Source organism: Embleya sp. NPDC001921 (assembly GCF_053594475.1).
The window spans coordinates 1-22,910 of record NZ_JBSFEO010000020.1 but is presented as its reverse complement, the minus strand read 5'-3'; the positions used below and the strand labels follow the sequence as shown (position 1 = coordinate 22,910).

Genomic DNA, 22,910 nt, shown 5'->3' with positions numbered 1-22,910 from the left:
AAGCTTTTTCCCTTTTCGCCCGAGACCGTTTCCACCCGGAATATGCGGACACGGCGAGGCCCCGCCGTCGACGTCTCGAAGCAGTCGAGACGTCGCCGACGGGGCCGGCACAACCGTTGCCTCCGGGTCTCCCACCAGGGCATCCGTCAGCCCGGCAGGTCCTCCAACATCTCGGTCACCAGGGCCGCGATGGGTGAGCGCTCGGACCGGGTCAGCGTCACGTGCGCGAACAGCGGATGCCCCTTGAGCTTTTCCACCACCGCGACCACCCCGTCGTGCCGACCGACCCGCAGGTTGTCCCGCTGCGCGACATCGTGGGTGAGCACCACCCGCGAATTGCTGCCGATCCGCGAGAGCACGGTCAGCAGCACGTTGCGCTCCAGGGACTGCGCCTCGTCCACGATCACGAACGCGTCGTGCAGCGACCGGCCGCGGATGTGGGTGAGCGGCAGCACCTCCAACATCCCGCGCGCGACCACCTCCTCGATCACGTCGGACGTGGTGACCGCCGACAACGTGTCGAAGACCGCCTGGGCCCAGGGGCTCATCTTCTCGTTCTCGGTGCCGGGCAGGTATCCGAGCTCCTGGCCGCCGACCGCGTACAGAGGACGGAAGACCATCACCTTGCGGTGCTGATTGCGCTCCAGCACCGCCTCCAGGCCCGCGCACATCGCCAGCGCCGACTTGCCGGTGCCCGCCCGGCCGCCCATCGACACGATGCCGATGTCCGGGTCGAGCAGCAGGTCGAGAGCTATCCGCTGCTCGGCGCTGCGTCCGTGCAGGCCGAACACGTCCCGGTCGCCGCGCACCAGGCGGACCTGCTTGTCGGCGGTGACCCGGCCGAGCGCCTTGCCGCGTTCGGACACCAGTACCAGTCCGGTGTGGCAGGGCAGGTCGGCGGCCTGCTCGATGTGGGTGCGATCGCGCTCGAACAGGGCGTCGATGTCGGCCGAGTCGACCTGGAGTTCGGCCATCCCCGTCCAGCCCGACGTGTTCACCAGTTCGGCGCGGTACTCCTCCGCGCTCAGTCCCACCGCGGATGCCTTGACCCGCATCGGCACGTCCTTGGACACCAGCGTCACATCGTGTCCCTCGGCCATGAGGTGCCTGGCCACCGCCAGGATGCGCGAGTCGTTGTCGCCCAGCCGGAATCCGGGTGGGAGCACGGTCGCGTCGATGTGATTGAGCTCCACCCGCAGCGTGCCGCCGGATTCCCCGATCGGCACCGGGGCGTCCAGGCGGCCGTACTGCGTGCGCAGTTCGTCCAGCATCCGCAGCGCGTGACGGGCGAAGTAACCCAGCTCCGGGTGGTGCCGCTTGGCCTCCAACTCGGTGATCACGACGACGGGAAGAACCACCTCGTGCTCGTCGAACTTCAAGAGCGCCGACGGATCGGCAAGGAGCACGCTGGTGTCGAGGACATACGTCCGGTGCTGCGGAGCACGGCGTTGGATCGTGGCCACGGAGTGCCTCGCCCCCTCTCAGGGCACGCGCACCGTGCGCCCTGATCGCTCGGAGTCCGGGCCCCGGCCCGAAGGCCGGGTGCCCGGCCCTCCTGTCGCCGTGAACTGTGGAGCGTGTAGTGCACGGAAGGGCCTCCCGGGCAGGTGACGGGGTGTCACCCACATATCGCACCGGCCCACATGATGTGCGCCGGCCCGACGGGGTTATTCCCGTCCGCGGGGACTCCAACACAAACCGGATGATCACATGCCGATGGAATCCCGGGTCTGCGCAGGCACGATGACGAGGCGTCAGGCGCCGTAGCGGCGGTGCCGGGCGGAGTAGTCGCGCAGCGCCCGGAGGAAGTCGACCTTGCGGAAGTCCGGCCAGAAGGCCTCGCAGAAGTAGAACTCCGAATGCGCGCTCTGCCACAACAGGAAACCGGACAGCCGCTGTTCACCCGAGGTTCGGATGACCAGGTCCGGATCGGGCTGGCCGCGGGTGTAGAGGTGCTCGGCGATGTGCTCGACATCCAGCACCTCGGCCAGTTCCTCGATCGAGGTGCCCTTGCCGGCGTGCTCCACGAGCAGCGAGCGCACCGCGTCCGCGATCTCGTGCCGACCGCCGTACCCGACCGCGACGTTGACGAACACGCCGGTCAGGTCCGCGGTCTCGGTCTCGGAGCGCTTGAGCACCTCGCGCGTGTGTTCGGGCAGCAGGTCCAGTGCGCCGACCGGGTGCACCCGCCAGCGCCGGGCGGCGGCCAGATCGGTGACCGCGTTCTCGATGATCACCATCAGATCGGCCAGCTCCTCCGGCGGCCGATTGAGGTTGTCGGTGGACAGCAGCCACAGCGTGACCACCTCGACGCCGACCTCTTCACACCAGGTGAGCAGCTCGTGGATCTTGTCGGCACCCTTGCGGTGCCCCTCGGCCACCTGTTCGCCGTACGCCTTCGCCCAGCGGCGGTTGCCGTCCAGGATGACGCCGACGTGACGCGGTATCACCGTACGGTCGAGCGACGCCTCGATGCGCTTGCCGTATGCGCCGTATGCGAGGTCCCGCAGGCCCATGTCCACCTGCTCCTCCGTCCGTGATCACCCGCGCCGAAAACCCTACTCCCGTCCGACACCCGCTCGACGTCACGCGGCGGAGGGCGGGCGTGAAGATGCGGTGAAGGTCGGCTCGCGGACGGCGTGTCGCGCGCTCATCCGAGGGTGGCTTTCCGAACGCCGAGGGCCCGGCGGGAGAGATCCCGCCGGGCCCGGAGCGTACCGGTATTTCGACGTCGAGTCAGCCTCGGGCGTCGAGTCGCGCGACCAGCTTGTTGTACTCGTCCCACAGTCCCTGCGGGGTGTGCGAGCCGAACTTCTCCAGGTGCTCGGGGACCAACGCGGCCTCCTGCTTCCAGATCTCCCGGTCCACGCTCAGCAGCAGGTCCAGCTCGGCGTCGGTGAGGTCCAGACCCTTGAGGTCCAGCGACTCGCGCGTCGGCAGTACGCCGATCGGGGAGTCCACACCGTCGGCGAGCCCTTCCAGGCGCTCGACGATCCACTTGAGCACGCGGCTGTTCTCACCGAAGCCGGGCCAGACGAACTTGCCGTCGGCGTCCTTGCGGAACCAGTTCACGTAGTAGATCTTCGGCAGCTTGTCCGCCGAGGTGGCCTGGCCGATGTCCAGCCAGTGCGCCATGTAGTCGCCCATGTTGTAGCCGCAGAACGGCAGCATGGCGAACGGGTCGCGGCGCAGCTCGCCGACCGTGCCCTCGGCCGCGGCGGTCTTCTCCGACGCCACGTTCGCGCCGAGGAAGACACCGTGCTGCCAGTCGAAGGACTCGGTCACCAGCGGAACCGCGCTGGCGCGCCGACCGCCGAAGAGGATGGCCGAGATCGGCACACCCTTGGGGTCCTCCCACTCGGGCGCGATGGTGGGGCACTGCGACGCGGGGACGGTGAACCGCGCGTTGGGGTGGGCGGCGGGGGTCTCCGACTCGGGAGTCCAGTCGTTGCCCTTCCAGTCGATCAGGTGCGCGGGCTCGTCCTCGGTCATGCCCTCCCACCAGACGTCGTTGTCGTCGGTGAGCGCGACGTTGGTGAAGACCGAGTTGCCCCACATGGTCTTCATCGCGTTGGCGTTGGTGTGTTCGCCGGTGCCCGGCGCGACACCGAAGAAGCCCGCCTCGGGGTTGATCGCGTACAGCCGGCCGTCCTCGCCGAACCGCATCCACGCGATGTCGTCGCCGACGGTCTCCACCTTCCAGCCCGGAATGGTCGGCTGGAGCATCGCCAGGTTGGTCTTGCCACACGCGGAGGGGAAGGCGGCGGCGATGAACTTCGGCTCGGCGCCCGAGGGAGGCGTGAGCTTCAGGATCAGCATGTGCTCGGCCATCCAGCCCTCGTCGCGCGCCATGACGGACGCGATCCGGAGCGCGTAGCACTTCTTGCCGAGCAGCGCGTTGCCGCCGTAGCCCGAGCCGTAGGACCAGATCTCCCGGTCCTCGGGGAAGTGCGTGATGTACTTCTCGCTGTTGCACGGCCACGGCACGTCCGCCTCGCCCTCGGCGAGCGGGGCCCCGACGGTGTGCACGGCCTTGACGAACTCTCCGTCGGTGCCCAGGAAGTCCAGCACCGCCTGACCCATTCGGGTCATCGTGCGCATCGAGACCGCGACGTAGGCGGAGTCGGTGATCTCCACGCCGTAGGCGGACAGCGGCGAGCCGACCGGACCCATGCAGAAGGGCACCACGTACATCGTGCGGCCACGCATCGAGCCGGCGAACAGGCCGCCGAGCTTGGTGCGCATCTCGGCCGGAGCTATCCAGTTGTTGGTCGGACCCGCGTCCTCCTCCTTCTCGGAGCAGATGTAGGTCCGGTCCTCGACGCGTGCGACGTCCCGAGGGTCGGAGGTCGCGTAGTAGCTGTTGGGGCGCTTGTTCTCGTCGAGCTTGCGGAAGGTGCCCTTCTCGACGAGGAGGTCGGCGAGGCGCTGGTACTCCTCTTCCGAACCGTCACACCATTCGATTCGGTCGGGCTGGGTCAGCCGGGCGATCTCGCTCACCCAGTCGAGCAGCTGCCTGTGTTTCGTCGGGACCTCGTTGGCCACGATCGCTCCATTTCGCGCCTGGGACGGCGAGTCCCCGGCGTCGGGGTTGAGGGTTGCGGGGATTTTATCCGGTCATCCGAACGCGGAACCGCCCGGGACAGGTCCCCACCTGGAAGTTGTGCCCCGTACCGGACCGAAAACCCCAAAGACGTGCGGTTTCGCGCCCCTCCGGGACAAGATCTCCCGTGATGCGTCTCACTCCGTACTTACCAGTAACCTACGTGGGCGTAAGTACACTCGGCGACATGAGTGTGGACGCGCACGCCTTGACGGCGCCCTTGACGCCCATCAAACCCAAGCTGCGCGGATGGATCCACGCGGGGACCTTTCCCCTCGCCGTGGCCTCCGGCATCGTCCTGGTCGCCCTGGCCGGGGATACCAAGTCCCGCATAGCGTGTGGCGTGTTCGCACTGACCGCGGCGATGCTCTTCGGCACGTCCGGGGTCTACCACCGAGGCAACTGGGGACCGCGCGGCGAGGCGGTCCTGCGCCGACTCGATCACGCCAACATCTTCCTGATCATCGCGGGTACCTACACCCCTTTGACCATTCTATTGCTGGGCAAAAGCGACCAAATCCTGCTCTGGGTGGTGTGGATCGGGGCGCTCGCCGGGATCGGTTTCCGGGTCTTCTGGATCGGCGCGCCACGCTGGCTCTACACCCCCATCTACGTAGCGCTCGGCTGGGCGGCGGTGTTCTACCTGCCCGAGTTCATGCGTGAGGGCGGCGTCGCGGTGGTGGTTCTGGTGATCGTCGGCGGCGTGCTCTACAGCCTGGGCGCGGTGGTCTACGGGATCAAGCGACCCAACCCCTCACCGCAGTGGTTCGGCTTCCACGAGGTCTTCCACGCCTTCACGCTGCTCGCGTTCGCGAGCCACTTCGTCGCCGTCGCCCTGGTGGCGCTCGACTGATCGCTTTCCACTCATCGGCCCGAAGGCCCGCGACTCCGCTCGGAGTTGTGGGCCTTCGGGCTTTTCCGGGTTTTCCCCCGAGCTTGGTCTGCTCTTTGCCGAGGAAGTTGACTGTCACTAGATTTTGAGAGCTACTGTCATAAGGTAGATGCACTCAATAGATGGGGACTGTCATGGATGCGACGAAGCAGGAGCCGAGTCGGGCGAACGAGGCCGGCGAGCCGCCCGACCCCCGGCGGTGGTGGGCGCTGGGCGCGCTGGTGGTCGGACTCCTGGTGGTCGGCCTGGACACCACGATCATCAACGTGGCGATGCCGACGATGAGCGAACAACTGGGCGCGAGCACGGGCGACCTGCAGTGGATCGCCGACTCGTACGTCGTGGTGTTCGCGGCGCTGATGCTTCCGGCCGGACTGATCGGCGACCGCTACGGCCGGCGCCGCTTCCTGCTCGTGGGCCTCGCGATATTCGGCGTCGGCTCGGTGGTCGGCACGCTGGTCGGCTCGGTCGAGGGGGTGATCGCGGCGCGCGCGCTGATGGGCATCGGCGGGGCGTTCATCATGCCGCTGTCGTTGTCCATCCTGCCCTCGCTCTTCCCGGCCGCCGAGCGCGGCAAGGCGATCTCGGTCTGGGCCGCGAGCACCGCGCTGGGCATCCCGCTCGGCCCGATCCTGGGCGGGCTGCTGCTCGAGCACTTCTGGTGGGGCTCGGTGTTCCTGATCAACATCCCGATGGTCGGGCTGGCACTGCTCGTGTGCGGATTCCTGCTCCCGGTGTCGCGCTCGGCCGACGCCCCCAAGGTGGACATCACGGTCACCGTCCTGGTGGTCGCGGGGCTGACCACGCTGATCTTCGCGCTGATCGAGGCGCCCGAGTGGGGCTGGGGCGACGCGCGCGTGCTGACGCTGTTCGGCGCGGCGGCGCTGCTCATCGCGAGCCTGGTGGTGCGTGAGGCCAGGGCCCGGCGGCCGATGATCGATCTGGGGCTCTTCCGCGACCGCAACTTCCGGTGGGCCACGGTCGCCGCCCTGGTGCCGTCCTTCGCGATCTCCGGCGTGTTGTTCCTGGTCCCGCAGCGGTTCCAGGGCGTGGACGGCCACAACGCGTTCGGCACCGGGCTGCGACTGCTGCCGCTGCTGGGCGGGCTGTTCGTGGCCTCGCTGGCGAGCTCCAAGCTCGCGGCGCGGTTCGGCTACAAGGTGGTCATCCCGAGCGGCCTGTTCGTGCTCGGCGGCGGGCTGCTGCTGGGCGCGACCGGCTCGGTGCACGACGGGTACGGATGGACCGCCTGCTGGCTCACCGTGACCGGCCTGGGCCTGGGCCTGTCGCTGGTGCCCTCGATGGACGCGGTGATGGCCAACCTCGCGCCGGAGCGCACCGGGATGGGATCGGCCCTGGTGCAGACCCTGCGGCAGGTGGCGGGCGCGCTCGGGGTGGCGATCCTGGGCAGCGTGCTCGCGTCCGCCTACGTCGACCGGATCGACACCGCCGGACGCCCGGGCCCGGTCGCGGACGCCGCGCGCGACTCGATCGGCGGCGCGGCCAAGGTGTCGGCCCACGGCGCGGACCCGGCACTGCTGGACTCGGCCCGCGAGGCGTTCGTGCACGGCATGAACCTGAGCCTGCTGATCTGTGGCGTCAGCGCACTGGTTCTCGGCGTCGCGGTGGCGACCTTCCTGCCCCGCCGCATCGCCGACGCACCGGCGCCGGCGGCGAGCCCGGCCGGACCGGGAGAATCGAGGCATGACCGCGAAGGAGTCCTCCATCCGTGACCTGGCCGCCTCACCCGTGGGGCTGCGCGAGCGCAAGAAGATCAAGACCCGCCAGGCGATCCGCCGGGAGGCCTACCGGCTCTTCCGCGAACACGGCTACGACGCGACCACCGTCGACCAGATCGCCGAGGCGGCGGAGATCTCGCCCAGCACCTTCTTCCGCTACTTCCCCAGCAAGGAGGACATCGTGCTCACCGACGAGTACGACCCCCTGATGGTGGAGATCCTGCGGACCGCGCCCGAGGGCATGAGCCTGCTCCGGGTGATGCGCACCGTCATCCTGGACACGCTGCGCGAGATCCTGGAGGAGGACCGCGAGGAACTGGTCACCCGGATGACCCTGATCCTGGAGGTCCCGGCGCTGCGCCGGCGCAACTACGAGCACCAGATGCAGACCTGGGCGATGATCACCGAGTCGTTCGCCGCCGGGACCGGGCGTTCGGCCGACGATTTCGAACTGCGGGTCGCCGCCGCCGCGATCGGCGCGGCACTGTCGGAGGCGATCGTGGGGTGGACCCGCGACGGCTGCACGGGGGACCTGGTCGCACTGGCCGACGAGTCCCTGGGCCTGTTGGAACGGGGGCTGGGGGACAGCCCGTGAGAGGCGCGGCGGGCGTGGGGTGGGCGGCGGGCGCGTGACGCGCACGGCGGCGCGGCGGCTGCGTTGGCCGGCGGTCGGCGCGCCGGGGTGCATGCCCGCTATGCGGTCACGGTCGGGCCGTCCGCTACGCGCCCGGGATGCACGTCCGCTACGCGCCCGCCACCCCCGCACCACACGACCAACCCGACGCGCAGCGCCCGGCCCGACCCCGGACCCGGCCGCGCAGCGGACGTGCGACCCGCCCCGTAGGGGCCGAGCAACCCGGCGCGGAGCGACCGGCGGACCCGGACCCGTAGGGGACGCGCCGGTCCGGCCGCGTAGCGGACGAGCAACGCGGCCGGGCGTCGGGCTCAGGCCCGGGCGACCGCCTTTGCCAGCACCTGTTCGGCCAACTGCTCCGGGTCGGTCACCGGGGCGTCGCAGGTGAAGTGCCGGCACACGTACGCCGCCGGCAGGCCGTCCACCAGCGGCCGGTCGCGCAGCAGCGGTACCGGCGACTCCTCGGCCGGGTCGCCCATCGCGACCACCGCGCCGGGGGCGGTGGACATCAGCGCGGTCAGGTAGAGCGCCCAGGTCGCGTCGTCGTCGCGCGGGCCGACCACGGCGATCTCGCGCGGCCCGTCCAACCACGCCTCGGCGACCGCCAGGCCCCAGCCGATCTGCCGCGGCGCCCGGGCGGCCAGCATCCGTACCAGGCCGAGCGCGCGTCCGGCGGCCTCGCGGTGGTCCTCCGAGCCCAGGTGCGCCGCGTAGCCGAGCAGGGCGCCGGCCGCACCGGTCCAGCCGGACGGGGTGACCCCGTCGGTGGGGTCCTGCGGTCGGCGGAAGAGTTCCTCGGCGTCGTCGGCGGTGTCGTAGAACGCGCCGTCCTCGTCCACGAAGTGCCCCAGCACCACGTCCACGAGCACGCCGGCGAAGGTCAGCCACGCGTCGTCCGAGGTCACCGCGTACAGCGTGAGGAAGCCCTCGGCGACGTCCGCGTAGTCCTCCAGGACGCCCGCGTTCGGGCCCGGTCGGCCGTCGCGCGAGGTGCGCACGAGCCGGTCGCCGAGTTCGTCGTCCTCGTCGCCGCCCAGGTGCACCGCGAGCAGCAGGTCGGCCGCGGCGAGCGCGGCGTCGAGCAGGTCGGGGCGGGAGAACAGGGTGCCGGCCTCGGCCAGTGCCGCGATGGCCAGCCCGTTCCACGCGGCCACCACCTTGTCGTCGCGGCCCGGTCGGGCCCGCTCCTCGCGCGCGGCCAGCAACCTGGCCCGCACGTCGGTCAGTCGCTCGACGTCCTCGGGGTCGTCGAGCAACTGCAGGACGGACATGCCGTGTTCGAAGGTGCCCTCCTCGGTGACCGCGAACACGCGGGCCGCCCACGTGCCGTCCTCCTCGCCCAGCACCTCGATCAGTTGCGCCGGGGTCCAGGCGTAGAACGCGCCCTCGACCGACCTGCCCTCGGCGTCCGGGCTGTCCGCGTCCAGCGCGGAGGCGAACGCACCCTCGGGGGTCCGCAGTTCGCGAACCAGGAAGTCGGCCGTCTCCAGCGCGATCCGGCGGGCGAACTCGCTCCCGGTGGCCCGCCACAGATGGGTGTACACCCGGATCAACTGGGCGTTGTCGTAGAGCATCTTCTCGAAGTGCGGCACCACCCACGCCGCGTCCACCGAGTAGCGCGCGAAGCCGCCGCCGAGTTGGTCGTAGATCCCGCCCCGGGCCATCGCCTCGCAGGTCTCCTGGGTGATCTCCAGGGCCGCCTCGGATTCGGTCCGGGCGTGGTGGCGCAGCAGGAACTCCAGCACCATCGACGGCGGGAACTTGGGCGCGTCGCCGAAGCCCCCGTGCACGCGGTCGTACTCGCGCGCGAGCAGGGTCAGCGCGATGTCCAGGTCCTCGGCGGTGGGTGCGTCGTCTCCCGTGTGCAGGTCGCGCGGGGCGGCCAGGGAGGTGGCGATCTGCAGGCCGGTGCGGCGCACCTCGTCGTTGCGGTCGACCCAGGCCTTGTTGATCTCGTACATCACCTGCCGGAACGAGGGCATGCCCCGGCGCGCCTCGCTCGGGTAGTAGGTGCCGCAGTAGAACGGCTCGCCGTCGGGCGTCGCGAACACGGTCATCGGCCAGCCGCCCTGGCCGTGGTTCATCGCAACGGTGGCCTCCATGTAGACCGCGTCCACGTCCGGGCGTTCCTCGCGGTCCACCTTGATGGCGACGAAGTTCGCGTTGACGATCGCGGCGGTGGCCTCGTCCTCGAAGGACTCGTGGGCCATCACGTGGCACCAGTGGCACGCGCTGTACCCGACGCTGAGCAGGATCGGGACATCACGGCGGCGGGCCTCCGCGAACGCCTCCTCACCCCACGGCCACCAGTCGACGGGGTTGTCGACGTGTTGGAGGAGGTACGGCGATGTGGACCCAGCGAGACGATTCGGCATGGAACCATCCTCGCGCGCCGAACCCCACCGACCCACCAACCGGCCCGCGTCGAGCGAGTCGAGTCCGGCGTCCGCATCGCACGGGGACCCGCGTCGGCGTGTGCGGGGGGCCTGCGGCCGGCGGTCGGCGCACGGGCCCGGCCCTCGTCGCGGCCGGTGCACGCACCCTGCTCCGCTATGGGAAGAAGGATCGATGAAGCACGAGTACGAGGCGAAGTTCCTGGCCGTCGACGTCGCCGGCCTCCGGGACAAGCTGATCGGGCTGGGTGCCGTCCAGGCGTTTCCCCGGACTCTCCTCAAGCGTTGGATCTTCGAGAGCCAGGCGCTCGACGGCGGTGCGTGGCTGCGTCTGCGGGACGAGGGCACCCGGTCCACGCTCACCCTCAAGCGGGTGACCGACTCCACCAGGATCGACGGCACGACGGAGATCGAGACCGAGGTCGCGGACCTGCACGCCATGGCGGAGATCCTCTGCGGGCTGGGCCTCCGGGAGGTTCGCTACCAGGAGAACTATCGCGAGGAGTGGCGTCTGGGCGAGGTCGCCTTCGACTTCGACACCTGGCCGGATCTCCCCACCTTCGTGGAGATCGAGGGCCCCGACGAGGCATCCGTCCGCGGGGGCGCGGCGCTTGTGGAACTCGACTACGCCGAGGCCAGGTTCGGCAGCGTGGACGAGATCTACAAGAGCGAGGCCGGACGCGACATCCTCGCCGAGCCCACCCTCCTCTTCCCGAACGCCGGGTAGCGGAGAGGCCGGCGCTCCCACCGGACGCGACTTGTGCTCCGCCGGTCAGTCCGGGCGACTACGGTCCGCCCGAAATCGACCGGCGGTCGAGCTTCGTCAGGCGTCGAGCCGCAGAGCGTCGGTCAGGGCGGACCACGACGCGGGCGGGAAGGCCAGACGCCCGACGCCGGGATCCTTGCCGTCACGCACATCCGTGGTCGTGTGAGTCGGTGCGACTTCCACGCATTCGCCGGAGTGGTCGCTGTAGCTCGACTTTCGCCACGGCCCGACGTTGCTTTCTATCATGGTGATTCCTTGGCTAGTAGCTTGGCCGCGTTTTCAATGAACTCTACCGATTCCGCAGGCGTGAGAGAGATCGACCGCAGCTCGTCGAAAACGAGAGTGAAATTTCGCGTGTCGGTCATTTCTTCGAGGTACAGCGCGCTCGTCAGATTCTCCACGTACACGACGTCCGTGTCACCAACGAGAGGAAATGAGAAAATCACGAATGATCCACTCATTCCCGGATGTGCGCCCCTGGACTCGGGGAGTACCTGGAGTGTGACATTCGGAAGTTGCGTCATGTCCCACAGGTGCCAGAGCTGAGCGGCCATGGTGCCGCGCCCGCCGACAGGCAGCCGCAGGGCCGACTCCGCAACGATTCCCCAGAAGCGGACGGGCTGGTCGTCCCTGGTCAGAATCGCCTTCCGCTCCTTGCGGACGTGCAACAACGCTTCCACCGCATCCGGACTCGAGTCCGGGTTGGCGTTGACGACAGCGCGCGTGTACTCGTCGGTCTGAAGTAGCCCCGGGATCAGAACCATCTGAAACGCCCGGATGTAATTCGCATCCGATTCCGGCCCGAGGTAGCCAACGGATTTGGGCGGCAGCAGAGTACCGAATTCTTCCCACCATCCACGCTTTTTGCCTTCGCGCGCAAGCCTCTCAAGCGTGGCCCGTAGTTGAGGGTCGGTCACCTCATAGAGATCCAACAGATCTCGGACATCGCGCGCTCGCACGGCCAGGCGACCGTTCTCGATCCTCGACACCTTGGTCTTGTGGCATTCGAGGACTGCGGCAGCGTCATCCAGTGACTTCCCCGCTGCCGTTCGAAGTCGACGCAGGTCCGATCCCAGCTTGCGACGTCGGACGGTCGGCGGCTGCTCTGCGGCCACGTGATCCCCTCTCCCTCCAGCGACAGTGTGCCCGTTCTGCCTGCACACCTGGTACCGATCCGAACACGACGCACGTTTCCTACGGAAACGTTGCGTTCCGGTTGGGTTTCCAGTCAAACTGCTGTCAGCGACCCCGTGCACACGGAACGTCGCGAACGGAGGTACAGGCATGTCCACAAAAGGGCAGCAGCGCGTGAAATCTGATGCGCTGGAGCCGAGCCCCGAAGGGCGTCGGCTGTTGGACGAGCTGGTGGGAAAACAGGTGTGCGACACCCGGTCGGGGGTGTGCGGCGTCCTGGTCGACGTCATCGGGTCCACGGCCTACGCGCGGATGCCGTCCGCGTTGGAGTGGCGGGCGCCCGTCGCGTGCATCGAAGCGATACCGGCGAACGCGGCCGAAGGACAGGCGCGTTGAGTGCCGACGGGCCCTCGTGCCCCCAACGGAAAGGACCCGTCCCGATGACAGATGATCGCGACGACATTCGCCCCGGCCCGGCCGGGATTTCGGCACTCGAACGGGTGCCGGACGCGCGGCTGCGGCTTCCCATTCCGGAGCCGGCCCGCAGTGGGCCCGAGCCGACGGACACCTCCACCATCTGGTGGGCCTTCGGTACATCGACCGCCCTGGTGCGCGCCGAGCCGCCCTACCGCGAGGCACGGCCGAGACTCCACCCGGACACGACGGCCCACCGCGTACCGGGTTGGTCGACCGGCGAGGAGATCGACAAGGCCGCCGCCTTCGTCGAGCGCTACCGGGACGCCTGGTGCCGCGACGGCCGCACGGGGCGGGAGGGCACCCTCACCGCCGTCAACGGTCGAAGCGCCTACCTGCGCGCCATGAACGGCGTCGAGTTCACCTGCCGGCTGCCGACACTGGTGATCGTCCGGTTGCCGCCCCCGCGCCTGTACCGGCGGGTTCGCTACGTCGGGAAGGAGGACCCGGCCCACCGCCCACCGGGCGACATCATGGAGACGTGGGCCGTCACCAACGGCACGCTCGCGACCGTGCAACCACGCACCGGACCCGCCTGGTTCGCCCTGCTCGCCGACCTCGAACGCGACCTTCCGACCGGCCCCGTGGCCGACTGGGACGATCCGCCGTTCATCCCGCACCACGCCGAGGACCCGGACAGGGCCGAGTCCGCACACCCGTGACCGCCCCGCCCTCGCGCACCACGCCTGCGACCGCCGACGGTGTACGGGGCAAGGATTGCGGGTGATTCGGCCGGTCAGGCGACGGGCGCGCCCTTGTCCCGCTTGGACTCGGCGGTCCGCTCGGACTCGGCCGCCCGGTCGGCGGTGCTGCCCGGCTTGCCGTCCTCGTCGAAGTCCACCCGCTTGAGCTGCTTGTTCATCGACTTGAGCAGGAGCCAGGTGGCGACCGCGATCGCGGCGACCACCACGAACCCGAGCAGGCCGGGCGTGACCTTGCTCTCCTCGACCGCGAGCTGGAGCGCGAGCGGTGTCATGACGAACTACCTCCTGGATCGGAACCCCTTGTGAACAAGAGTGACATCCGATCGGCGGGACGTATGCACCGAGGGCCCGGAGAATCGTGCTCCGGGCCCTCGTACGGTCATCCGCGGGTGGTCAGCGCCGCACGCCCACCCGTACGCCCGCGAACAGGTCGTCCTCCGGCAGATCCGTGTCCACCAGCGAACGGACCAGCTCGTAGTCCTCCGTCGGCCACACCTCGCGCTGCACCGAGAGCGGCACCCGGAACCAGAAGCCGTCCGGGTCCACCTGGGTGGCGTGCGCGATCAGCGCCCGGTCGCGCGTCTCGAACCAGTCGGCGCACGGGATGCGCGTGGTGATGTCGCGCTCGTCGCGGTCGCCCCAGCGCTCGAGCCACTCGCCGTACGGCGACTCCAGGCCGCGACCGAGCATGCCCTCGTGCAGCGCCTCGATCCGCGCGCGCGAGATGCCCTGGTTGTAGTACAGCTTCAGCGGCTGCCACGGTTCGCCGGACTCCGGATACGCGTCCGGGTCACCCGCGGCGTCGAACGCCACCATGGTGATCTTGTGCGTCTGGATGTGGTCGGGGTGCGGGTAGCCGCCGTTCTCGTCGTACGTGGTGATCACGTGCGGACGGAACTCGCGGATCAGCCGAACCAGCGGCTCGGCCGCCTTGTCCACGTCCAGCACCGCGAAGCAACCGTCCGGAAGCGGCGGCAGCGGGTCGCCCTCGGGCAGTCCCGAGTCCTCCCAACCCAGCCACGCCTGCTGTACACCCAGGATCTCGCGCGCCGCGTCCATCTCCTTGCGGCGCACCTCGTGGATGTTGGCCTCGATCTCCGGGTTGCCCTGGAGAGCGGGGTTGAGCACCGAGCCGCGTTCGCCGCCGGTACAGGTCGCGACGAGGACCTCGGCCCCCTCGGCGACATAGCGCGCCATGGTGGCCGCGCCCTTGCTCGACTCGTCGTCGGGGTGCGCGTGCACCGCCATCAGCCTCAGCCGATCGTCACTCACCGGAACGTCGCTCCTCATCCGTGCCCCGTGTCCCAGCCGCCGGGTCGTACCGCCGGGACCTGTCGAAGGCCGCTCTTGCACCGGACATATAGTGGCCGATAGATCTCGCTCGGGCGCAAACCCGGGCCCGTCCCGCAGGAGACCCGGTGAGCGCAACGCCCGTCACCCGTTACGGCAAGGGCGCCACCCGAAGCGATCGAAAGTTGCGGATCGCGTTCGCGGTCTTCATGGTCGTGCTCGTGGCCGGGACGGTGTGGATCGGCCTCGATGTGGCGAACCCCGGCGTACGCGGGTCTATTCCGAGCTTCAAGGTCACCTCGGATTCCTCGGTGGAGGTCCAGGTGGAGATCCGCAAGGACGGCGACAAGGAAGCCGTCTGCGTGCTGCGCTCGCGCGACGTGGGCGGCGCCGAGGTGGGTCGCCGCGAACTGCGTTTCGCCAAGGGCGACAAGCACATCGAGCGCATCGAGACGCTGCAGACCATGGGCCGGCCCAACACCGCCGAGCTGGAGGATTGTCACACCGTCGGCTGAGCGGCGGTGCCGATGTCGTCGGCCGATCGTGTCCCGTGTCACCCGGGTGTGCGTGACTGCCCGAGACGTCGGGAGATTGTTACTCTCGAAGCTTCGTCCCCTCACGACCCGAGGTGTTCACACCGCGGACGGTGAGGGGGCGCTGGTATATGTGACCCCCTCCGCCGACCGGGCCCGCCCGGACGGCCGGTCGGACCGCGTGTACCTCATTCGTACGCACCGTGTACGCAACCCCTGTCGCAGACCTACGAGGAGCACCCCGTGACCCAGACCAGCGAAAGCGTCACCTGGCTCACCCAGGAGGCGTACGACCGGCTCAAGGCCGAGCTGGAACACCTGTCGGGTCCCGGCCGTTCCGAGCTCGCCGTGAAGATCGAAGAGGCCCGCCAGGAAGGCGACCTCAAGGAGAACGCGGGCTACCACGCGGCCAAGGAGGAACAGGGCAAGCAGGAGCTGCGGATCCGCCAGCTCATCGGCCTGCTCCAGAACGCCAAGGTGGGCGAGGCCCCCGCGGACGACGGCGTCGTCGAGCCCGGCATGGTCGTCACCGTCATCTTCAACGGCGACAAGGACGACCCCACGACCTTCCTGCTCGGTTCGCGCGAGGACGCGGTGAGCGACGTGGACGTCTACTCGCCGCAGTCGCCGCTGGGCAAGGCGATCAACGGCCGGACGGTCGGCCACAAGGCCACGTTCGCGCTGCCCAACGGCAAGAGCACCAGCGTCGAGGTGTTGGCGGCCAAGCCCTACAAGGGCTGAGCACCGACCCCAGGCTGAGTGCCGACCCCAAGCGGCCCGTGCTCCCGGTATTCCGGGGGCCGGGCCGCTTGCTTTCCCGGGGCCTGGAGTGCGGAACTCGGCTCGATCCTCAGCGAGGCATCAGCCGGTCGCCCGGAGGTACTTGCGCACCGCGAGCGCCCGGAAGATGACGATGATCACGGCCGACCAGATCAGCGACGCCCACACGGGGTGCTGCATGGGCCACGCGTCGGACTGCACGACACCCGGATTGCCGAACAGCACTCGGGCCGCCTGCACCGTCGCGCTGAACGGGTTCCACTCGGCGATGTGCCGCACCCAGGGCGTCATCTGACTGGAGTCCACGAAGGCGTTCGAAATGAACGTGACCGGGAACAGCCAGATGATTCCTCCCGAGGTCGCCGCCTCCGGAGTGCGTACGGACAGGCCGATCAGCGCCCCGATCCAGGTGAAGGCGTAGCCCAGGAGGAGCAGCAGGCCGAAGCCGGCCATGATCCGCCCGGCGGTGGTCGGCTCGGCGGAGCCGGTGCGCCAGCCCACGAGGAGGGCGACGCTCGCGAGCACGAGCATCGTGATGGCCGTCTGGGCGAGATCGGCGACCGTACGGCCGGTCAGGACGGCACCACGCGCCATGGGCAGCGAGCGGAACCGGTCGATGAGCCCCTTCTGCATGTCGTCCGCGATACCGGCGGCCGATCCCGCGGTGGCGAAGGTGACGGTCTGCGCGAAGATGCCCGCCATCAGAAAGTTCTTGTAGACGTCCGAGTCGGTGCTGTCGCCGATCTTCATCGAGCCACCGAAGACGTACGTGAACAGCACCACGAACATCACCGGCTGAATGACCCCGAAAAGGATCATCTCCGGAATCCTGGTCATCCGAATCAGGTTCCTGCGGGCGATGACCAGGGAGTCGCGGAGCGACTGGGCCACGCCGCCGCGGGCCACGGGCGTGGCTACGGAGGTCTTGGTCAGCACGGCCATTACAGCTTCACCGCCTTGTCGCGGCCGCGCTGCGGGCCGTCCTCGGTCGTCTCTTCGACGTCGTCCCCACCCGCGCCGTTGCCGGTCTCGGACTCCGCGGCATGGCCGGTGAGCGCGATGAACACGTCGTCCAGGGTGGGTCGGCGCAGCCCGATGTCGTCGATCTCGATACCGCGCGCGTCGAGTTCGCGGATGATCTCGGCGAGCAGCTTGGCGCCGCCGGTCACCGGTACGGTGATCCGCCGCTGGAGCTTGACCACGCCCAACTCGCCCTTGCCGAACGAGGTCAGCATCTCGCTCGCGTCGGCCATGCGCTCCGCGTCGTGTACGACCACCTCGACCCGCTCGCCGCCGACCTTGGCCTTGAGCTGGTCGGCGGTGCCGCGCGCGATCACCTTGCCGTGGTCGACCACGGCGATGTCGTTCGCGAGGTGGTCGGCCTCTTCCAGATACTGCGTGGTCAGCAGCAACGTGGTGCCGCCCGCGACGAGTTCCTCGATCACCCGCCACAGCGCCATGCGGTTGCGCGGGTCGAGCCCGGTGGTCGGCTCGTCCATGAACATCACCGGCGGGCTGACCACGAGTGCCGCCGCCAGGTCGAGCCGGCGGCGCATGCCGCCCGAATAGGTCTTGGCGGGCCGGTCGCTCGCCTCGGACAGGTCGAACTGGGCCAGCAGTTCGTCGGCCCGACGCTTGGCGTCACGACCGCTGAGCTGATACAGCTCGCCGACCATCCGAAGGTTCTCGCGGCCGGTCAGATACTCGTCCACGGCCGCGAACTGGCCGGACAGGCCGATCGAGCGGCGGACCGCGTTGGGATTCTTGAGCACATCGTGACCGGCCACCACGGCTCGCCCGGAATCGGGTTGGAGCAGGGTGGTCAGCACTCGCACACATGTCGTCTTGCCTGCGCCGTTCGGTCCGAGTAGGCCCAGGACGGTGCCGGTGGGCACACTCACGTCCACGCCGTCGAGCGCTCGGACCGAGCCGAAGGTCTTGACCAGACCTTCGGCGACGATCGCTTCCTGCATGTCGGTGAATCACTCCTCGTGCGGATGGGGCATGGGGGCGGGCCGATCGATTCAGATCTCCACCATGCGCCCAACGCACCGAGCATGCGACCGCTTTTCTCCGGAAGCGTAACTCTTCGTGTCCGGATGACAGCCCACCGGAATCGCCTGGTCGTGCGTCGGCGAACCCCGGATACCTCTCGGCCGCGTCCTCCGTGGACGGACATGGCTTGGCCCAACAGCCAAGCACACGGCGCCGACATCGCCGACTCGCCCCACCCCGCCGCCTGTTGCGACCTCCGCCGCGCGAGGCGGCGCCCCGCGTCGCCGTCGCCTCAGCTCTTGCCGACGGTGTATCCCGCGCTGTACAGCGCCTCCACCACCGCCGCGCAGTGGCTGCGGCCCTTGGTCTCCAATTGCAGGTCCACGTCCGCCTCGCCGACCCGCAGCGTCGCGTCGGTGCGCACGTGCGACACCGCGGCGATGTTGGCGTCGGTCTCGGCCAGGCGACCCAACAGGGTGGCCAGCGCGCCGGGGCTGTCCGGGATCCGTACCCGCAACGACAGGTAGCGGCCGGCCGAGGCCAGACCGTGTCGCAGCACCCGGAGCATCAGCAGCGGGTCCACGTTGCCGCCGGACAACACCGCCACCACCGGGCCCTCGATCGGCTCGCCGGCCTCCAGCAGTGCCGCCACCGACGCGGCTCCGGCCGGCTCGACCACCAGCTTGGCCCGCTCCATGCACAGCAGCAGCGCCTGCGACAGGGATTCCTCACCGACCGTACGGATACCGTCCGTGTGCTCCCGGATCAGCGCGAAGGGCACCTCGCCGGGGCGCCCGACCGCGATGCCGTCGGCCATCGTGCCGAACGAGGGCAGCGAGACCGGCGCGCCCGCCGCGAGCGAGGGCGGGTACGCGGCGGCGGACGCCGCCTGTACGCCGATCACCTTGACGTCGGGGCGAAGTGCCTTGACCGCGACCGCGATTCCGGCCAGCAGGCCGCCGCCGCCGGTGCCCACCAGGATGGTCTTGACCTCGGGGCACTGCTCCAGGATCTCCAGGCCGACGGTGCCCTGGCCGGCCACCACGTCCTGGTGGTCGAACGGGTGGATGAACACCGCGCCGGTCCGGTCCGCGTGGGCCCGCGCGGCGGCCAGCGCGTGCTCGACGTTCTCGCCGCCCAGGATCACCTCGGCGCCGTACGAGCGGGTCGCGGCCACCTTGGGCAGCGGCGCGCCGGCCGGCATGAACACCGTGGACGCGACGCCCAGGGTGCGGGCCGCGAGCGCGACGCCCTGCGCGTGGTTGCCGGCGCTCGCCGCCACCACGCCCCGCGCGCGCTCGGACTCGGACAGGCCCGCGATCCGCACGTATGCGCCGCGGATCTTGAAGGATCCGGTGCGCTGGAGGTTCTCGCATTTGAGGTGGACGGGCGCGCCGATGCGGTCGGTCAACGCCCGACACGACCTCATCGGGGTCTCGCGAACGACGCTCTCCAGCATCTTTCGCGCGATCCGGATGTCGTGCAGGGTCACCGTGGCCGGGGCAGGACTGCTCATACGCCGAGTGTCGCACCAACCGCACATGCGGATGCGCTGGGTCTCCTCCCGTCCCGGTGGTCACGGGAGTTCGGGAGGCGGGTCGGGCCCGGGGTTGGGGAGGTGGTGCGGGCCTCGGTTCCGGAGCCGGTTCGGGAGGCGGTTCAGGCGGTTGGGGCCCGGTTCAGGAGCCGGACGGGTTCCGGCTCTGGCGGCGTTCCATCGAGGCGTTGAAGAGGGTGAGCAGCTCGGTGAACCGCTCGCGGTCGTCCATGCTCCAGCCTTCGCAGATCTCCGCCATCAGGCGCTGCCGGGCGTGCCGCACCTGGTGCAGCCGGTCCCGGCCCTCGGCGGAGAGTTCGAGCAGTACGGCGCGACCGTCGTCGGGATTGGGCACCCGATCCACCAGGCCCTGTTCGACCAACGGGGTGACCTGCCGGGTCACCGTGGACGAATCGATCGTCATCGCCTGCGCGAGCGCCTTGACGCCCATCGGCCCACCCGCTTCGAGCCGGCCGAGCAGCAGATAGGCCGCGCGGTCCATCGAGTTGCGCAGTTCGCCGACGGCGCCGAGCCGGGTCTGCTCGGCACGACGCGCGAACAGCGCCACCTCGTGCTGCAGGCGGTCGTAGAGCGGGTCGGCAGAGCCGGTGGGGTCGTCATGGGCCTGGTCCGGAGTCATCGCCGCTCGTTCGTCGATCGGATGTGGTGCTCCGAAGGATATTGCGCGGACCGGGATCACCGGGCCTCGACCGGGTGATTCCACCCCGCATTGCCGTCCCGGGTTTTGCCGCGCCGATATACCGGGAGGTGTCGTCGCCGTCGCCGGCGGGTGCGACCGCGGCCGGATGTCGGGCGGAACCGCGGTCGGCGTCGGCTGGGGCGCGGTGCGCGGCGCGATCTCGAGGACCGACATGTCGCGACTCGCGACTACCCGAACGGGGGCGGGGCAGCCTCACAGTGAGCGGCGACGGCATCGGGCCGGCCGGACATCCGCTCGGCGGATCTGCGGGAGGAACCGTGCACAAGCGCGACGCTCGCGAGTTCGACGTCTTCGTCCACAGCGTCGGCGCGCAACTGCTGCGGGCCGCCGACCTGCTCACCGGTGACCGCCAGCGCGCCGAACGCCGGGTCGAGCGCGCGTTGGCGCACACCTGTGTGAACTGGAGCCGGCTACCCGACCAGGATCCGGTACGCACCGCGTGGCGGGCGCTGCTGGCCGGGTACCTGGACCCGTGGCGTCCGGGACCGCGTGGATATCGCGGCGAACACCCCGACGCGGGCGAGCCGTTCACCACATTGGACCGGCTCGGCCGGGTCGAGCGGGCCACCGTGGTGCTGCGGTTGTACGCGCGCCTGGACGAGTACGACGCGGCGGAGGCGTTGGGGCTGCCGATCGAGACGGTGGCCCGCGCGTGGCGGCGCGGGCTGGCCGAGGTACTGGCCGGCGGCACGCTCTCGCGCGACGGATCCGGGGCGGGGGCGAGCGTGGGGACGGTTCGGGCGGAGACGGTCGGAGCGGAGACGGTCGGAGCACAGATGGTGCGGGTGGAGACGGTCCGAGTCGAGACGGTCCCGGCGGAGACGGTCCGAGCGGAGACGGTCCGAGCGGAGACGGTCCGATGAGCGTGACGGTGTCGCCGCCCGGGTCGGCGGACGCGGAGGAGGTGCCCGAGCCGCCGGAGTTCCCGTATCGGCCGCTGCCCGCGAACCTGGCGCGACGGGTGCGACGGCGGGCGCACCGCCGACGGCTGCGGCACGTGATCGGTTCGTGCGCGCTGGCCGGCGCGGTGGCCGGCGGGTTGTGGTTGGCCACGCCCGGGACCGGCGGCGGGAGTGGTCTGCCGCCGGCGCCGACGCCCACGCCCGTGGGGCCGATCGAGAACATCGCGCCACTGCGAGTTCGCACCGACGTCGGCCTGGGCGGCTCGGTGTGGATCGGCGACGCGGGCCCGGAGCGGGGTTCGTCGTGGTGTCTGGGCGGGACGGCCGAGGAAGAACCCTCGACGTGCCGATTCCTGCCCACGCCCGGCCGGCTGGACACGGCGACCCTGGACCCGGGCGTGTACGCGCCCACCGGTCAACGCCTGGTGGTCGCGATCCTGGTCGGCCAGAGCATGCCCGCCCCGGCGGTCCGCGGCGAACTGCGCGACCCCACGGGCGCCCGACAGATGCGCCTGAGCCGACCGCCCGGCCTCCCCGGCGTCGCCTACCTGTGGACCTACACGACCGACATCCCGATCTCGATCACCGTCTACGACGAAACCGGCAACCTGATCACCGCCTGCACCCCCTGCGCAGACACGACGCGCTGAGCGCCTGCGACAACTCCACCCGACCCGCTCGGACACCGGAACGGTTCGGCACGCGACCCGTTCCGCACGCGTTCATCGCCGACGTTCACCAGGCCTGACCGCCCCGCCGCCGGTCGATTTCGGGCGAGCGGCCATCGCCCGGACCGACCGGCGGAGCACAGGAGAACTTCGCCTCGTATTCGACGTCCCGCGAGCAGTCGGCCCCCCAATCTAGACTGCTGAATTCCGCCCCCGTCGAGAGGTACTCATGCGTCCCGTGCGATTTGAGCCCTGGTTGGCCGAGCTGCTCAGGCAGTCCGGCGCGGTCACCGATGTTGCGATCCGCACCGAGGCCGGTGAGCAGAAGGCTCCTCGTCCGGGTCCGTACGGAGTCTCGTTCCGGCTGCGGAACGGGGCCACGGTCGAGTTGAGCATCACCGCGGAGTCGGCACAGGGCGACCAGTACGCCCAACCGGAGACCGAGGTTCGGGGTGAGCCGCCGGCACACGTCGACTCGGTGCCCACGATCGATGGGGCCAAGGTCGAGGTTGCCGACATCGAGGAGTGGCTGGCCGCTCTGGTGGTCAACAGCGGAAGTCCCGAGCTCCTGCAAGTGAGTACGCGCTATTCCCAGGAGAACCCGGTGGGTGCGATCCCCTACGGCCTGGAACTCCGCTGGCACAGCGGGGCGAAGATCCGCGTGAACTTCCAGGACGCCTACAGCTCTGGTGGTCGCCCCGGAGCGGCCTACCAGTGTCCGGACACCATCTGAATCCAGGAACGGCGCGCCCCTGCACGTACCTGCGTCGGGAAGGCAAAAACGTGGCCCCCAGGCAAGCGGCATCCCAGTGGCAATGCACGACGTGCAAACAGCGGGTCGGTGTGGACGGCAACGGCAAGGCCAACAAGCACACCCGTCCGGACGATGCGAACAACTGGTGTCCCGGTAGCGCCGTGCAACCCGCACCGAAGTAGCAACTGTGCCCGCTCGGTGGACTCGGCGGCCCGCGAGCCCTGATGCCGGCCGGCCCGGCCACGTCGGGCCGCCCGGTGTTCGAGGGCGCGCGGGCCGCAGGACGGCCGCCGGGCTCAGCCCAGTGCTCGTTCCAGGTCTGCCAGGAGGTCGTCGGCGGATTCGATGCCGACGGAGAGGCGGACCAGGTCGCCGGGGACTTCCAGCGGGG

At 69.8% G+C, this 22,910-nt stretch carries 24 protein-coding genes; 11 read left to right on the top strand and 13 right to left on the bottom strand.

Annotated features, from left to right (window positions below):
• Positions 1 to 146: 146 nt before the first annotated feature.
• The 3 genes from ACWCPW_RS23365 to ACWCPW_RS23355 all read right to left on the bottom strand — a co-directional run bounded on the left by ACWCPW_RS23365 (position 147) and on the right by ACWCPW_RS23355 (position 4,545).
• Complete coding sequence (locus ACWCPW_RS23365; protein ID WP_449763546.1) at positions 147 to 1,463, bottom strand: PhoH family protein; 1,317 nt, start codon at positions 1,461 to 1,463, stop codon at positions 147 to 149.
• Between the two features lie 291 nt (positions 1,464 to 1,754).
• On the bottom strand, positions 1,755 to 2,516 hold the full coding sequence (locus ACWCPW_RS23360; protein ID WP_360311901.1) for an isoprenyl transferase: 762 nt from the start codon (positions 2,514 to 2,516) through the stop codon (positions 1,755 to 1,757).
• A gap of 220 nt (positions 2,517 to 2,736) precedes the next feature.
• Positions 2,737 to 4,545: a phosphoenolpyruvate carboxykinase (GTP) gene (locus ACWCPW_RS23355; protein ID WP_449763545.1), complete on the bottom strand. Its 1,809-nt coding sequence runs from the start codon at positions 4,543 to 4,545 to the stop codon at positions 2,737 to 2,739.
• Between the two features lie 245 nt (positions 4,546 to 4,790).
• Between ACWCPW_RS23355 and trhA the strand changes: the two genes are divergently transcribed.
• The 3 genes from trhA to ACWCPW_RS23340 all read left to right on the top strand — a co-directional run bounded on the left by trhA (position 4,791) and on the right by ACWCPW_RS23340 (position 7,829).
• On the top strand, positions 4,791 to 5,456 hold the full coding sequence (gene trhA, locus ACWCPW_RS23350; protein WP_395870344.1) for a PAQR family membrane homeostasis protein TrhA: 666 nt from the start codon (positions 4,791 to 4,793) through the stop codon (positions 5,454 to 5,456).
• 173 nt (positions 5,457 to 5,629) lie between these two features.
• On the top strand, positions 5,630 to 7,228 hold the full coding sequence (locus tag ACWCPW_RS23345) for an MFS transporter (protein ID WP_449763544.1): 1,599 nt from the start codon (positions 5,630 to 5,632) through the stop codon (positions 7,226 to 7,228).
• Positions 7,200 to 7,829: a TetR family transcriptional regulator gene (locus ACWCPW_RS23340; protein ID WP_449763543.1), complete on the top strand. Its 630-nt coding sequence runs from the start codon at positions 7,200 to 7,202 to the stop codon at positions 7,827 to 7,829. Before ACWCPW_RS23345 ends, ACWCPW_RS23340 begins: the two co-directional genes overlap by 29 nt.
• Positions 7,830 to 8,179: 350 nt before the next feature.
• Here ACWCPW_RS23340 and ACWCPW_RS23335 read toward each other — a convergent pair whose 3' ends face one another.
• Positions 8,180 to 10,243, bottom strand: coding sequence for a thioredoxin domain-containing protein (locus ACWCPW_RS23335; RefSeq protein WP_449763542.1), 2,064 nt, complete (start codon positions 10,241 to 10,243; stop codon positions 8,180 to 8,182).
• Positions 10,244 to 10,436: 193 nt separating this feature from the next.
• Here ACWCPW_RS23335 and ACWCPW_RS23330 point away from each other — a divergent pair, with 193 nt between their 5' ends.
• Positions 10,437 to 10,988, top strand: a complete 552-nt coding sequence (locus ACWCPW_RS23330; protein WP_449763541.1) for a class IV adenylate cyclase — start codon at positions 10,437 to 10,439, stop codon at positions 10,986 to 10,988.
• Between the two features lie 96 nt (positions 10,989 to 11,084).
• On the opposite strand, the gene ACWCPW_RS23325 is transcribed toward ACWCPW_RS23330, so the two are convergent.
• A complete protein-coding gene (locus ACWCPW_RS23325) occupies positions 11,085 to 11,273 on the bottom strand; it encodes a DUF397 domain-containing protein (protein ID WP_449763540.1) in 189 nt (62 codons plus the stop codon).
• Complete coding sequence (locus ACWCPW_RS23320) at positions 11,270 to 12,142, bottom strand: helix-turn-helix domain-containing protein (protein ID WP_449763539.1); 873 nt, start codon at positions 12,140 to 12,142, stop codon at positions 11,270 to 11,272. Before ACWCPW_RS23320 ends, ACWCPW_RS23325 begins: the two co-directional genes overlap by 4 nt.
• Before the next feature lie 169 nt (positions 12,143 to 12,311).
• Between ACWCPW_RS23320 and ACWCPW_RS23315 the strand changes: the two genes are divergently transcribed.
• Positions 12,312 to 12,557, top strand: coding sequence for a hypothetical protein (locus tag ACWCPW_RS23315; protein WP_449763538.1), 246 nt, complete (start codon positions 12,312 to 12,314; stop codon positions 12,555 to 12,557).
• A 44-nt stretch (positions 12,558 to 12,601) separates the two neighbouring features.
• Entirely contained in the window at positions 12,602 to 13,297 is a 696-nt protein-coding gene (locus ACWCPW_RS23310; protein WP_449763537.1) for a hypothetical protein, read from the top strand.
• 74 nt (positions 13,298 to 13,371) lie between these two features.
• On the opposite strand, the gene ACWCPW_RS23305 is transcribed toward ACWCPW_RS23310, so the two are convergent.
• On the bottom strand, positions 13,372 to 13,611 hold the full coding sequence (locus ACWCPW_RS23305; protein ID WP_449763536.1) for a hypothetical protein: 240 nt from the start codon (positions 13,609 to 13,611) through the stop codon (positions 13,372 to 13,374).
• A 121-nt stretch (positions 13,612 to 13,732) separates the two neighbouring features.
• Complete coding sequence (gene mca, locus ACWCPW_RS23300; protein WP_449763661.1) at positions 13,733 to 14,587, bottom strand: mycothiol conjugate amidase Mca; 855 nt, start codon at positions 14,585 to 14,587, stop codon at positions 13,733 to 13,735.
• 170 nt (positions 14,588 to 14,757) lie between these two features.
• Between mca and ACWCPW_RS23295 the strand changes: the two genes are divergently transcribed.
• Both ACWCPW_RS23295 and greA read left to right on the top strand, forming a co-directional pair.
• The gene (locus ACWCPW_RS23295) at positions 14,758 to 15,144 is read left to right on the top strand and encodes a DUF4307 domain-containing protein (RefSeq protein ID WP_449763535.1); all 387 of its coding nucleotides are present in this window, start codon (positions 14,758 to 14,760) and stop codon (positions 15,142 to 15,144) included.
• Positions 15,145 to 15,405: 261 nt separating this feature from the next.
• Positions 15,406 to 15,903, top strand: coding sequence for a transcription elongation factor GreA (greA, locus tag ACWCPW_RS23290; RefSeq protein ID WP_395873297.1), 498 nt, complete (start codon positions 15,406 to 15,408; stop codon positions 15,901 to 15,903).
• Positions 15,904 to 16,023: 120 nt separating this feature from the next.
• Here greA and ACWCPW_RS23285 read toward each other — a convergent pair whose 3' ends face one another.
• From ACWCPW_RS23285 to ACWCPW_RS23270, 4 genes are all read right to left on the bottom strand, one after another.
• A complete protein-coding gene (locus tag ACWCPW_RS23285) occupies positions 16,024 to 16,884 on the bottom strand; it encodes an ABC transporter permease (RefSeq protein WP_449763534.1) in 861 nt (286 codons plus the stop codon).
• Complete coding sequence (locus tag ACWCPW_RS23280; RefSeq protein WP_449763533.1) at positions 16,884 to 17,915, bottom strand: ATP-binding cassette domain-containing protein; 1,032 nt, start codon at positions 17,913 to 17,915, stop codon at positions 16,884 to 16,886. The genes ACWCPW_RS23285 and ACWCPW_RS23280 overlap by 1 nt, the downstream gene beginning before the upstream one ends.
• 314 nt (positions 17,916 to 18,229) lie before the next feature.
• Positions 18,230 to 19,453, bottom strand: a complete 1,224-nt coding sequence (gene ilvA, locus ACWCPW_RS23275; protein WP_449763532.1) for a threonine ammonia-lyase — start codon at positions 19,451 to 19,453, stop codon at positions 18,230 to 18,232.
• 163 nt (positions 19,454 to 19,616) lie between these two features.
• Positions 19,617 to 20,114, bottom strand: coding sequence for a MarR family winged helix-turn-helix transcriptional regulator (locus tag ACWCPW_RS23270; RefSeq protein WP_449763531.1), 498 nt, complete (start codon positions 20,112 to 20,114; stop codon positions 19,617 to 19,619).
• A gap of 338 nt (positions 20,115 to 20,452) precedes the next feature.
• On the opposite strand from ACWCPW_RS23270, the gene ACWCPW_RS23265 reads away from it, so the two are divergent.
• From ACWCPW_RS23265 to ACWCPW_RS23255, 3 genes are all read left to right on the top strand, one after another.
• On the top strand, positions 20,453 to 21,058 hold the full coding sequence (locus ACWCPW_RS23265; RefSeq protein WP_449763530.1) for a hypothetical protein: 606 nt from the start codon (positions 20,453 to 20,455) through the stop codon (positions 21,056 to 21,058).
• Positions 21,055 to 21,747 carry a hypothetical protein gene (locus ACWCPW_RS23260; protein WP_449763529.1) on the top strand — a complete coding sequence of 231 codons (693 nt, stop codon included), beginning with the start codon at positions 21,055 to 21,057 and terminating at the stop codon, positions 21,745 to 21,747. The genes ACWCPW_RS23265 and ACWCPW_RS23260 overlap by 4 nt, the downstream gene beginning before the upstream one ends.
• 256 nt (positions 21,748 to 22,003) lie before the next feature.
• On the top strand, positions 22,004 to 22,498 hold the full coding sequence (locus ACWCPW_RS23255) for a hypothetical protein (RefSeq protein ID WP_449763528.1): 495 nt from the start codon (positions 22,004 to 22,006) through the stop codon (positions 22,496 to 22,498).
• A 317-nt stretch (positions 22,499 to 22,815) separates the two neighbouring features.
• On the opposite strand, the gene ACWCPW_RS23250 is transcribed toward ACWCPW_RS23255, so the two are convergent.
• A partial coding sequence (locus ACWCPW_RS23250) for a PLP-dependent transferase (RefSeq protein WP_449763660.1) occupies positions 22,816 to 22,910 on the bottom strand: 95 nt, incomplete at its 5' end.